Origin of the sequence: Bacillus sp. PAMC28571 (assembly GCF_014250435.1) — a bacterium.
Taxonomy (GTDB): Bacteria; Bacillota; Bacilli; order Bacillales; family Bacillaceae; genus Bacillus; species Bacillus safensis.
Map to the genome: position 1 here is coordinate 57,541 of NZ_CP060191.1, position 14,094 is coordinate 71,634.

A 14,094-nucleotide genomic window follows, 5' to 3' on the forward strand; every position below is an offset into this window, starting at 1 on the left:
ATCGCATGAGTGGAATTCATTTAGAACACATCAGTCAGCACTTCGGTGAGCAGATTGCTCTCAACGATGTCAGTCTTACGGTGAATGAGGGAGAGTTTTTCTCCCTTCTTGGTCCTAGCGGCTGCGGAAAATCAACATTATTAAACATCATTGGCGGTTTTTTAGAACCAACAAAAGGCGTCGTCTATATTGGCGATCAGGATGTGACAGCTTTGCCGCCTTACCAAAGAAAAACAGGTATGGTCTTTCAAAGCTATGCACTTTTTCCACATCTGACTGTATTTGATAATGTGGCGTACGGGCTAAAGGTTCAAAAGAAAAAGAAGGCGGAAATTAAAGAGAAGGTAATGGAAAGCTTGTCTCTTGTTCAATTAGAGGCATTTGCGAAACGGATGCCCCACCAATTAAGCGGTGGTCAGCAGCAGCGGGTAGCGATTGCAAGAGCGCTGGCGATTCAGCCGTCTGTTCTCCTTCTTGATGAACCGCTCAGCAATCTAGATGCCAAACTAAGAAAAAACATGCAGACAGAGCTGCGAAATATTCAAAGGAATGTCGGGATTACCACCATTCTTGTGACACATGATCAAGAGGAAGCCTTAAGCCTTTCTGATCGGGTTGGAATTTTAGGAGAGGGAAGAATTCAGCAGATTGGGACGCCTTTAGAGGTGTACCGCCAGCCAAACAATCGATTTGTAGCTGAATTCATCGGACAGGTGAACATCTTTGAGGCCGTGTACAATGAAGCTGATGCGGCATTTACAGTTCCGCATGTCACCCATTCAAACGGTCAGCATCTTCAGCTGCAGGCTGCGGCACATCAAGAGAAGAGGGAAAAGCAACTGCTTATGCTGCGTCCTGAAAGAATCAGCATCTCTTCTGAGCGGGAGGAAGTAAAGCCGAACCATGTATCAGGCGTGCTGTCAGATGTGAGTTATATTGGGCATTCATTACGTTTGGTTGTGGGGCTTGATAATGGTGAAATCATTGTCCATGCTTCTGATGCGGCATTTCCCGAACTGCCTGAAGTTGGAGAAACCGTCCATATCCATTGGCAGCCTGAAGATATCGTTTTCTTAGATTCGAAGGTGCATACGTGATGCGAATCAAGAAAAAGAATCAACGATTTCATTGGTTTATGCTGCTGCCAGCCTGTTTGTTTCTTGTAGTATTTTTACTAGCTCCTCTGGTGATGATGCTCGTTCTCAGTTTTCGCGATGTCGATTCGATGATGAATACATTACAAACGTATAGCTTTTCTCAATATATGCATGTGTTCACGACAGATGCATATGTAAAGGCGATTGGAAGTACTGTGTGGGTGGCTTTGCAGACAACGGTGATTTGTTTATTGATGGCATACCCCGCAGCATACGTGCTCGTCAAAGCACCTAATCCGCGTTTGCGGGCATTTTTCTATATCCTACTTGTGTCGCCGCTTTTGACAAGTGTTGTGATTCGGACATTTGCATGGATTGTTCTTCTTTCGCAAAATGGTCTGATCAATGGCATGTTACTAGATTTACAGGTGATTGAGAAGCCGCTCTCGATGCTGTGGAATATGAATGCGGTCATTATTGCCTATGTCCAAGTCATGCTGCCATTTGCAGTACTGCCGATCGCAACAAGCTTAACCGATATGGATCGTCACTTAAGACCGGCTTCTATGAGTCTTGGAGCTGGCCGGATTCGAACCTTTTTTCATGTCACCTTACCACTGACCATTCCAGGCATGGTGACTGGCGCGATCATCGTCTTCTCATTGGCAGCAGGAAGTTATATCACCCCGCTGTTAGTCGGCGGACGGATGCAGCCGCTGCTGCCGCTGTCAATTTATCAGCAGGTCATGCAGGTGTATAATCTGCCTCTTGCTGCAGCTATGTCCTTTACATTATTGGTTTGTGTGCTTGTGGTAGTCAGTCTATTAAGCTATTTATTGAAGCGTTGGGAGGCGAGGATGCATGCGTAAAAAGTCAATAGGTGACCGCTTGCTTTCCATCCTGATTTGGACTGCTGGGTCATTGGTTTATCTTTTTTTAACCATACCTGTTCTTGTGATCGTCCTATCTGCTTTTAGTCCAAATGCCTTTCCTGAATTTCCACCGACTTCGTTCTCTGTGCGCTGGTTTCATGAGGTCGTGTCAAATCCAGAATGGATGGAATCTCTTCGGATCAGTGTGATTCTGCTGTTCATCGTGACGCCTCTCACGGTTCTTTTAGGGACAATGGCTTCGTATGCTTTAGCAAGGCTTTCCTTTAAGGGAAAGGAGGCTGTCCAAGCTTTCATTCTGTCACCTCTCATGATTCCTCAGGTGGTGTTAGGGATTGCAATGCTTTACTTGTTTACGGCTATGGGTTTTACAGGGTCTTTGTGGGCGCTCGTCATTGGTCACGTCATCATTGGTTTTCCCTATGTGGTTCGAACGGTAGGCGTGAGTGTTTCGAATTTAGATCCGCGGCTTGAGCTGGCTTCAATGAATCTTGGCGCAGGACCCATTCGCACGTTTTTTCGAGTCACATTACCTTTGATTAAGCCGGGAATCATTGCAGGAGGGGTGTTTTCAGCTGTGACGTCATTTGGGGAAATATCGATCAGTTTGTTCGTTTCCTCTCCTCAAACCATTACAATTCCTGTCAGGACCTTTAATTACATTGAGCAGACCTTTGATCCAAGTGTCAATGCGATATCTGTCATATTTATTATCATTTCTATCATTGCGCTGCTCATTATTGAAAAAACGATTGGTCTGTCTAAGGTGATGTAAATATAATGAAGAAACAAGGAGTTGTCATTTGAAATGACAGCTCTTTTTTTTGTTGTTTTTACAGTAAAAAAATTCACTTTTTTAGGGAATATAGTTCTTAAGATTTAAGAATTTGCGGGGAACGCAAGGAGACCTCTATCCTACATTTTCGGTCATATTTTCAAAATTTAAGGGAAAATATGAAATTTTTGCGGTATTTAGTCGATTATTTTCGGTTGAACGCAACTATTATTAGTTATTTTCGGTAAATATCGTCAATTCTCACAGGATCCCTTCGGTATAACGCATGAATCTTTACACCCATTTTTCGGTGAAAAAAACAATATTTTCATATAAAGTGGACGTAAATAGAAAATATCTAAAAGAAAAGAAGAAAAAGGCAAATCTATGGAAACATAGAGACGCAAAGCCATGTCCTAAGGTAAATGATTCTTTTTTGCTAAGGTCGGCAGGCTACCGAATGAAAAAGGGAGTCCCTCCGTTTTATTCGGGGTGGGCTCCTTTTCGGTTTAACCGTCTATTTTAATGAAATAGACTTGGTTCTTTTGATATAGAGGGTGCAGGGTGAAATTGGTGGAGAAAACATAGAAGAGGCGGAGGATGAGAATGAATACAGTTTATTACCCCTTAACACATGCGCAAAAGCGAGTATTCTACACGGAAAGATTTTATCCAGGTACAAGTATTTCTAATTTGGGTGGATTCGCCAGGTTGAGATCAGCATCTGGCCTCGATCCTTCTTTGGTCGTCGATGTGCTTCAAGCGTACATTCGACAAACTGACTCTCTTCGGCTGAGGCTCGTGTATCGAGATGAAGAGGAGGAGCCTGTTCAATATATCAAACCTTATGAAAAACAGCCGATTCGCATGGAAAAGGGCTGGAGTGAAGAGGAAGTAAGGGTTTGGGCAAACGAGCAGATTCGTGAGCCGATGCCATTGATTGACAGCCCTTTGATTGAATTTACGGTGTTTCAAATCAGTGATCAAGAGTGCTGGCTGTTCTGTAAAGCACATCATATTGTCGCGGATGGTATTTCCATCATTTTAATGGGAAATCGCATTATTGATTTATATCATGACATGCTGCAAGGAGTAGACATCTCGCCAGTTGAGGAGATTTCCTTCGTTGATCACATCATGAGTGAGCAGACCTATGAATCTTCTAAACGTTTTCAAAAAGACCAAGCTTTTTGGAATGAGCAATTTGCTCATATTCCAGACTTCGCATCTTTAAAACCGCATAAGGGATACGAGATGAGTTTGCATGCGGAGCGATTTTCAGGGGATGTTCCAGATTCTTTAAAGGAGAAGCTTCGTGTTTTTTGTGAAGAACAGAAAGTCAGTATGCTTTCGATGTTTATGTCCACTGTCTATATTTACTTACATCGTTTTAGCGGTATGGAGGATGTCGTTCTTGGAACCTTTATGGGCAACCGGACGAATGCCAAAGAAAAAAAGATGATTGGGATGTTTGTATCTACGATTCCAATGCGTGCATCTGTTCAAGGGTCGCAATCGTTTCTTGATTTCGTCAAGCAGGTCATGGCGGATCAAATGAAGATCTTGCGACACCAAAAATATCCTTACAATCTCCTCATGAATGATTTGCGGGAAAGAGAAGGGTTTACAGGACGCCTTTTTGATATTTCTTTAGAATATCAGGTCATGCAGTGGCAGAAAAAAGAGAATCTGTCGTTCATTACTGAACCGATTTTTAGCGGGAGCGGAATGAATGATATTTCAATACATGTGAAAGACCGCTGGGATACTGATACATTGACCATTGATTTGGATTACCGTACAGATGTATTCACAGAAAAAGAAATGAGTAAAATGTTTGATCGATTCTTGATATTACTAGAAGCGGCCGTCTCTCAGCCTGATCAGCTGATCGGGACACTGCCTTTACTTTCAGCAGGTGAACAAAAGGAGCTGCTGCAATTATCTGAAGGAGAATCGTTTGAAAGGCCAGCAGCAAAACCGGTTCATCACCTGTTTGATGAGACAGCCAACAAATATGCAGACAGGACAGCCGTTGTAGCAGAAGATGGAACAATAACTTATGGAGAGCTGCAACAACAGGCAGAAAAGCTGGCTCGTTTTTTACAAATGAAAGGTATCTCACGTGATGTGCCTGTTGCTGTTTTGATGGAGCGTAAGACAGATGCCATGGCAGCAGTCTTCGGCATACTAAAGGCTGGCGGGGCATATGTACCAATTGATCCGGCATTACCTGAGGAGCGCATTCAATTTATTGTGGAGGATTCAGGTGCTTCTATTGTGTTAACAGAGGAATCGTTCATTCAAGAATACCCAGCCCTTTCGGAAAAATTGATCGTGCAGCAGCAAATATTATTAGATGATGGACGGCTGCCTGAGCTTGTAGATCAGACGGCACCGGAGGATTTAGCCTACATGATTTATACATCGGGTACGACTGGAAAGCCGAAGGGCGTCATGATTGAGCATCTTCAGCTTCATCATTTGGTCCATGCTTTGCATCATGAGATTTATCAAGGGACGAATGAGCTTCAAATGGCGCTTATAGCCCCATTCCATTTCGATGCATCGGTGAAACAAATCTTTGCTGCCCTTTTATTTGGACATACGCTTCATATCATCCCGCGAGAAACGACGAGAAATGGCATGCAGCTAGCGGCTTATTACAGAAAACATCAAATTGAAGCGGCAGATGGAACACCGGCGCATGTGCAGCTTTTACTTGCTGCGGATTTGGACGGGCTGTCATTGACGCACATGTTGATTGGGGGAGAAGCGCTGCCTGCGAAAGCAGCACGTTCACTCATTGAAGCAGTTCGTATGAGTCAGCCTGATTTTACTCTGTGGAATGTGTATGGTCCAACTGAGACGTGTGTGGATGCGGCGGTGCATCGCCTGAATCTCAGTGAGCTGAGCGAATCAACTGAACAGCGCTATGTGTCGATTGGAAAACCGCTTGGTCATCATCGTATTTATATTTTAAATGAACATGATCAATTACAGCTGCATGGGGCAGCAGGAGAACTGTGCATTGCCGGTATAGGTGTTGGGCGAGGCTATGTGAATCAGCCTGAATTGACGGAGAAGGTATTCACAGCAGACCCGTTTTCTCCACATGAGCGGATGTATCGAACGGGGGATCTAGTCAGATGGCTTCCGGATGGCACGATTGATTATCTTGGCAGAATGGACGATCAAGTGAAAATAAGGGGTTACCGGATAGAAACAGGTGAGATTGAAGCTGTGATGGAGCAGGTAGATGGAGTTGATAAGGCTATCGTGCTAGTGGTTGACGAAGCGGATGGAGAAAAGGCGTTAAGTGCTTATTATCAAGCTCGTCATGAAGGTGTGTCTGTTGACATGCTGCAAGCGGCTATCAAACATCAGCTTCCAGCGTACATGATGCCTCTTTATTTCAAACAGCTCGATGCTTTTCCACTCACAGTCAGCGGCAAAGTCGACCGTCGTGCACTTGCTGCGTTAAAAGGTGATAGAGCGGTACATGCTGTTTATACGGCACCTAGAAACGATATAGAAACGAAGCTTGTTCATTTGTGGGAAGACATTCTAGATCAAGAGAAGATCGGTGTATATGATTCTTTCTTCGATCGAGGCGGGCATTCGCTCAAAGCGATGACCGTACTTACCAAGGTTCAGCGAGACTTTGAAGTGGAGGTGCCGCTCTCCGTTTTATTTGAACAGCAGACAATTGCTGCTCTAGCTGCTTATATTGAGCAAGCAGAAAGGTCTTCTGAAACGGTGATACCAAAAGCGCCGGCTGCTGATCATTATCCATTGTCGCCTCCACAGCAGCGCGTCTATATGGTGAGTCAATTGGAGCAAAGCACTGCATATCATATGCCTGCTGTTGTGAGGTTAAAAGGAACTCTGCAGCTTGAGAAGCTGACTGAAGCCTTTGACAGGCTGATCTCACGTCACGATATGCTGCGCACTTCTTTTCATACGATAAAAGGTGTTCCTCGTCAGCGGATTGTTTCATCAGTGTCCTTTCAAATAGAACAGCTGACAGGCGGTACGGTGGAAGAAAACATGCAGCAATTTGTCAGACCTTTTGATCTTGAGTGTGCACCGCTTCTTCGAATTGGTTTGCAGTCATTGCATGATCAGGAGCATTTGCTCTTTTTCGATATGCATCATTTGATTTCAGATGGTCTTTCGATCGATTTGATGCTGCGTGAGCTGTCAGATGCTTACGAGGGATCGGTTAAAGCACCATTGAAGCTTCAATATCAAGATTATGCTGTTTGGCAACAGCACCAAGGCTTTCAAAAAGAAGAGGCATTTTGGCTGCAAGAATTTTCGGGTGATATTCCGGCTTTACAGCTGCTGACTGATTATCAGCGTCCAGCTGTCCAGTCTTTCGCAGGTGATCGTGTCATCAAAGAAATAGATGAAGCGTTAAAGAATCAATTACAGGAGCTTGCAGCAAACCATCACACGACACTGTATACGGTCTTGCTTTCTGCTTACTATACATTGCTTGCCAAATATACAGGTCAAAAGGAATTCGTGGTCGGAACACCGGCGGCAGGGCGTGTGCATACAGATTTGAATGACATGATCGGTATGTTTGTCCAGACACTTGCTTTGCGGTCTGAGGTAGACCCGAATGGAACCATGTCTCAGCTGATTGAGCAAGTAAAGAAAAAGACAATGCAGGCATTTGAGCATCAGCAATATCCATTTGAACGGCTGCTTGAAAAGCTGAATGTGCCAAGAGATTTTAGCCGTCATCCATTGTTTGACACCGTCTTTACACTCGCGCCGGATCATGGAGCAGCCCAGCATATTGGAGACATGCTGGTCGAGGTTGAAGAAACCAATTTCCATATTGCGAAATTTGATTTAACACTGCAAGCGATGGAGTCCGATCGAGGTTTATCCTTTGTACTTGATTACAGTACGGCGCTATTTAAACGAAGTACGGCAGAGCAGATGATGAAACATTATGTTTATCTGCTGGAGCAGATGGTTCAAGCGCCGCAGGAAGCTATTCAATCCTATCGATTACTGTCTGAACAAGAAGCAGAAGCTCAGTTAAATAGGTGGAATCCGTTACCTTCGCCCTATCCAGCAGAAGAAACCATTGTGACGCAGTTTGAAAAACAGGTGCAGCAGCATGGTCATCAGCCTGCATTGCAATGTGAAGATGAGATTCTTTCTTATCAAGAGCTGAATGACCGAGTGAATCAGCTTGCTCATTATTTGCGTGAAAATGGTTTTGAAAAAGGGATGAAAGCGGCCTTATTCTTTGAACGTTCCAATGAAATGGTGCTCTCTGTTTTGGCTGTGCTTAAGGCTGGCGGTGTCTATGTACCAATTGACCCCGATTTCCCTGATGAGCGCGTGAAGCACTTTTTAACAGACAGCGGTGCACAATTCTTACTGACACATCAAGTGCTGCGCCATCGCTCAGTGCTCACTGCATTTGAGGGAACCATCATAGAAACAGAAGATCAAGCGATTGCTCAGCAGTCAGACAGCCCTATAGATGCTCATATTTTACCTGAGGACTTGGCGAATTTGACCTATACATCAGGTACAACCGGTAAGCCTAAAGGAAATATGGTGACACACCGGAACATTTTGAGAACGGTGAAGCAATCGAATTATCTCACCATTCATCATGAAGACACGGTGATGAGCCTCTCAAACTATGTATTTGATGCCTTTATGTTTGATGTGTTTGGTGCATTATTAAACGGAGCGAAACTCATTGTTCTGCCAAAGGATCATATTTTAAACATGAATGAGCTTTCTGGAGTGATTGAGAAGGAAAATGTCAGTATTTTAATGATCACAACAGCTCTTTTTCACTTACTCATCGACATGAAAAAAGACAGCCTGAAAAACGTAAGAAAAGTGCTGTTTGGCGGAGAACGTGCTTCTGTGCCTCATGTAGTGACTGCACTTGAGACAGTTGGGAAAGACAAGCTTGTTCATATGTACGGACCTTCTGAGAGCACAATTTTCACCACATATTATCCTGTGAATCATATTGAGAAGCAGGCGTTATCCATCCCAATCGGAAAGCCAGTGAGTCAAACGGCTGTTTATATTGTAGATGAGTTTGGACATGTTCAGCCGCCGGGTGTGGCGGGAGAGCTATGTGTCGCTGGTGATGGACTGGTGAAAGGATATTATAAGCAGCCAGAACTAACAAGCGAAAAGTTTGTCAACAATCCTTTTCGCCCTGGAGAGACCATGTATAAAACGGGCGATCTTGCACGCTGGCTGCCGAATGGAAATATTGAATTCATTGGACGGATCGATCATCAAGTGAAGATTCGCGGACAGCGTATCGAGCTTGGTGAAATTGAACACCAGCTGCTGCAGCATCCTCAGGTGAAGGAAGCTGTCGTCATTGCTGCTTCGAATGACACCTTATGTGCGTATTTCACAGCAGAAGGATCTGTTTCATTATCTGATTTGCGCGAGCAAGCAGGGCGTGAACTGCCTGTATATATGATGCCGGCATTTTTCATGCAATTAGACGAGCTTCCTTTGACGAATAATGGCAAGGTCGATAGGCGGGCGCTGCCAGCACCTGATCTCAGTGAGCAGGGGGCAAATGAATACACCTCTCCTCAAACAGAAACAGAGCGTCTGCTGGCGAACATTTGGGAGGAAGTTCTTGAAGTGCCGCGAATCGGCAGGCACGATCATTTCTTTGAATGCGGGGGCCATTCGCTGCGCGGCATGAAAATGCTAAACAGGCTATATGAAGAGATGCAGGTGGAGCTCACTTTGAAGTCTTTATTTGAATCCCCAACATTAGAAGCGTTCGCCCTTGCGGTTGATCAAGCGGATCAAACGGAGATCAAGCGAGTAGAAGTTGCCAAAGAGGCGTCCTATTATCCAGTGACATCTGCTCAGAAAAGACTGTTTGTTTTGGAGAAAATGACTGATGCGGAGCAAAGCTATCATATGCCGGCTGCCTTAAAGATAGAAGGAGCCTTTGATGAAAAACGATTTGAAAAGGCAATTGATCAGCTAGTCCAACGTCATGAAGCTTTCCGAACGAGTTTTGATTTTGTTCAGAATGAACCTGTTCAACGGATTGAAACAAATGTCTCTGTAGACATTGAAAAAATTGAACAGAACGGCCGAGACATACAGGAATTAATGAATGACTTTATCAGGCCATTTGATGTAGAAAAAGCGCCTTTACTCAGAATAGGGCTGGTTTCCGTCTCCGTAAATGCCCATTATTTACTGATTGATATGCATCATATCATTTCAGATGGTGCGTCTGTTGGCATTTTAATTGAGGAGCTATCAGCCCTGTATCGAGGAGACAAACTAGAGGAATTACCTGTTCAATATAAGGATTATGCAGTTTGGTCAAAAAGTGAGGCATCTGCTGCGCAAAAAGCAGCTGAAGAGGCTTTCTGGCTGGATCAATTACAAGGGGAGCTGCCTGTGCTGGCACTGCCAGAAGATCTGCCAAGGCCAAAAGTGCAAACATTCGCAGGAGATCGTGTCTCATTTACAATCGAAGGTTCGCTTAAAGCGAAATTGGACGAACTCGTTAGAGCGCTCAACAGTACGACCTATACAGTCCTGCTTGCTGGCTACAGTATTCTTTTAAGCAAGCTTTCAAGACAAGAGGATATCATCATTGGTTCTCCGGTTGTTGGCAGAACCCATCCTGATATTCAATCTGTGATCGGCATGTTTGTGAACACGCTGGCACTTAGAACAAGACCATCAGGACATCAGACAGCTGCTGAATTTGCGTCAAATGTTCATCAGCTTGTGTTAGAAGCAAATGAGCATCAGCTGTACCCATTTGAAGAATTGGTAGATCAGGTGCAAACGGTTCGCGACACAAGCCGTCATCCAATTTTTGACGTGGTATTCTCAATGGAAAATGCGGATATTCGTGATTTATCAATGGATGGGCTTCACATTGTTCCACAGCCATTCGAAGAGAATATTGCCAAATTTGATTTGACCTTAACTGGAAACGAATCCGCAGATCAAATTGATCTCGTGTTTGATTTTAATTGTTCTATCTTTCAAAAGACGTCAATTGAAAAGTGGAAAGAATATTTCCTTCATTTGCTGGAACAAATGGTGTCAGCGCCAGATCAATCGTTAGATCAAATGCAATTATTGTCACCGCAGCAGCAGCAAAAACAGCTGAATGAATGGTCAGGTCCTGTTCTAGACGTCCCGTCAGATCAAACCGTTCATGCCTTGATTGAAGCTAAGGCACAAGAAGCACCTCATCAAAAAGCAGTGACCTTCTGCGGAACGAGCTGGACGTATAAAGAGTTGAACAGCCGGGCGAATGTAGTCGCTTCAAGACTCATCGCAAACGGCACAAAACCAGGCGACCGCGTCGGTATTCTCACCCGCCCATCCCTTGATATGACGGCAGCTGTCCTTGGCGTTCTCAAGGCAGGTGCGGCATTCGTTCCGATTGATGCAGATTATCCAGCGCAGCGTATTGCATACATGCTGGAAGACTGCGGAGCAGAGGTGCTTCTAATGCAAAAAGGACTCACTGCGCCATCTTCATTCACAGGTCATGTCCTGTTCATAGAAGATGCGGTAGAGGGAGAAGCTCACGAGATTCAGGTTCAGATCAAACCAACAGATCTCGCTTATATGATTTACACGTCCGGGACGACGGGACAGCCGAAGGGTGTCATGGTCGAGCACCAGTCCCTTGTGAATCTTGCATTCTGGCACAATGAAGCCTTCCAAGTGACGAAAGACGATCGAACCGCGAAATATGCCGGCTTTGGCTTTGACGCCTCCATTTGGGAGATGTTCCCAACGTGGATCGCCGGCGCAGAGCTGCACATTATTGACGAAGCGATTCGTCTCGATATGATCAAACTCAATGCGTATTTCAATAAAGAAGACATCACCATTGCCTTCCTGCCGACTCAGTTATGCGAGCAGTTTATGTCAATGGACAACCATTCTCTGCGTTATTTACTAACAGGCGGAGACAAGCTGAAACAGGTAAAGCCAGTCCCATACAAACTAGTGAATAACTACGGTCCAACTGAAAATACAGTCGTAGCGACAAGCGGAGTCATCAATCCAGATCGAGGCACGCTTCCGATTGGAACAGCGATTGCCAATACACGTTTCTACATCATGGGTTCGTTATATGACCTGTCGCCGCCAGGCGTACCTGGTGAGCTCGTGATTGCAGGAAAAGGACTGGCAAGAGGCTACTGGAATCTTCCAGATGAAACCGACAAACGATTTGTCCCAGATCCATTTTATCCAGGTGAGCGCATGTACCGCACAGGCGATCTAGTGAAATGGACAGAGGATGGAGAACTGATTTATCTCGGCAGAATAGACCATCAGGTCAACATCCGCGGCTTCCGTATTGAGCTGTCAGAAATTGAAGCGCAGCTCCTGACGCTGGATTCGGTCAAAGAAGCCGTCGTGACAACGGTCAAAGATGCAAGTGATCAGGACGCCCTTGCCGCTTACGTGATTACGGAGAACGATACAGAGGACTTAAAAGAAAGCCTGAAACGCACATTGCCTGAATACATGGTGCCATCATGGATCATAAAACTAGACCAATTTCCAATGACGGCCAATGGAAAAGTCGATCTCAAAGCATTGCCAGCTCCTGATATCGAAGCGAACCAAACGGTATACGAAGCACCAAGAGATGAAGTGGAAACACTGCTTTGCGGCATTTGGGAAGATGTCCTTGGCATCAGCCAAGTCGGTATCCATGATCACTTCTTCTTCCTTGGCGGAGATTCGATTAAAGGTATCCAAATGGCAAGCAGACTCACGCAAGCAGGCTGGAAGCTCGATATGAAACTTCTATTCCAGTATCCGACCATTGCAGAGCTGCGCCCATATATTGAAGAAGCCGATCTTCTCACAGCCGACCAATCACCTGTCGAAGGAGAAGTCATTTTAACACCGATTCAGCGCTGGTTCTTTGAACGAAACTTTACGAATCAGCATCACTGGAACCAATCGATGATGCTTCATGCGCCAAATGGTTTAAATGAGAAAAACGTTCAGCAAGTACTGGAGCAGCTCATGATTCATCATGATGCATTGCGAATGGTGTATCCGCTCGAAGAAGGGCGCGTCATCCAGCGTCATCGAGGAATCGAGGAAAACAATGTGGCAATTGATGTGGTTGAAGTAAAAGGAGAGCTGTCGCAGCAGATCCAGCAAGTAGAAAAGCTGGCAAATGAAGTGCAGGCGAGTATGTCGTTAACGGAGGGACCACTAGTGAAACCTGCCATTTTCCGAACAGATCAAGGAGATCATTTATTGCTCGCTGTACACCATCTTGTCATTGATGGTGTGTCATGGCGCATTTTCCTTGAAGATTTCATGGCTCTTTATGAACAGTCGAAGCGCGGGGAAACACTTACCCTTCCTGAAAAAACACACTCCTTCCAAGAATATGCCCAAAAGCTGACTGAATACGCTGTGTCAGATGAGCTGCTATCGGAAAGAGATTATTGGAAAAAGGTACTTGCGCATTCCGTTCGTCCGCTTCAAAAGGATCATGTCACGGAGGATCAACGAATGCTTCATACAGAGACCCTTCGTTTTACATTGTCTAAGGAGGAAACACACAGTCTGCTGACGGATGTACATGAAGCCTATCAAACGGAAATCAATGATATTTTGCTGACGGCATTGGGGTTGTCCATGAAAGAGTGGACAGGAGAAGACAGGCACTTTATTCATCTTGAAGGACACGGGAGAGAGGACATCCTTCCTGCGGTCAATGTATCACGGACCATTGGCTGGTTTACTAGCATGTATCCAGTATTACTGGATATGTCGCATGCAGACGATCTTTCTTATCAGATCAAGCATTTAAAAGAGGAACTCAGGCACATTCCGAACAAGGGGATCGGCTATGGCGTTTTAAAATACTTAACGCCTGACAAGATGAAGGACGATATCGATTTTCAAGTCACACCAGATATCAGCTTTAACTATCTTGGTCAATTTGATGAACAGATCGGCGGCGGTGAATTGAGGCGTTCTCCATGGCATGCAGGACAATCGCTGAGCCCTGAATCTGAGAAACCTCATGCGCTGGATATTGTTGGTTTCGTAGAACAAGCCATGCTCCATGTGACGATTTCCTATCATCACCTTGAATTCGAAGAACGTACGATCGAACAGTTCAAGGAACTCTTAGAAAAGAATGTAAAGGCACTGATCTCACATTGTCTATCACAGGATGAGAGTCAGATCACACCTAGTGATGTGGGGGATGAGGATCTCACCATGGACGAACTTGAAAAGCTAATGGATCTATTTTAAGCAAAAATGAAGAGGTGGA

At 44.8% G+C, this 14,094-nt stretch carries 4 protein-coding genes and 1 riboswitch; all 4 genes read left to right on the top strand.

The window, feature by feature from the left end:
• The first annotated feature begins 5 nt into the window (after positions 1–5).
• The 4 genes from H7F25_RS00270 (at position 6) to H7F25_RS00285 (ending at position 14,075) form a co-directional block, all read left to right on the top strand.
• Positions 6–1,097 (top strand): ABC transporter ATP-binding protein, encoded by a 1,092-nt coding sequence (locus tag H7F25_RS00270; RefSeq protein ID WP_024427274.1) that lies wholly within the window; start codon positions 6–8, stop codon positions 1,095–1,097.
• A complete protein-coding gene (locus H7F25_RS00275; RefSeq protein WP_025092818.1) occupies positions 1,097–1,966 on the top strand; it encodes an ABC transporter permease in 870 nt (289 codons plus the stop codon). The genes H7F25_RS00270 and H7F25_RS00275 overlap by 1 nt, the downstream gene beginning before the upstream one ends.
• Positions 1,959–2,762 carry an ABC transporter permease gene (locus H7F25_RS00280; RefSeq protein ID WP_024424298.1) on the top strand — a complete coding sequence of 268 codons (804 nt, stop codon included), beginning with the start codon at positions 1,959–1,961 and terminating at the stop codon, positions 2,760–2,762. The genes H7F25_RS00275 and H7F25_RS00280 overlap by 8 nt, the downstream gene beginning before the upstream one ends.
• A 368-nt stretch (positions 2,763–3,130) precedes the next feature.
• Positions 3,131–3,223, top strand: a riboswitch (cyclic di-GMP riboswitch).
• Between the two features lie 145 nt (positions 3,224–3,368).
• Positions 3,369–14,075: a non-ribosomal peptide synthetase gene (locus tag H7F25_RS00285; protein ID WP_185854082.1), complete on the top strand. Its 10,707-nt coding sequence runs from the start codon at positions 3,369–3,371 to the stop codon at positions 14,073–14,075.
• The last annotated feature ends 19 nt before the right edge of the window (positions 14,076–14,094 follow it).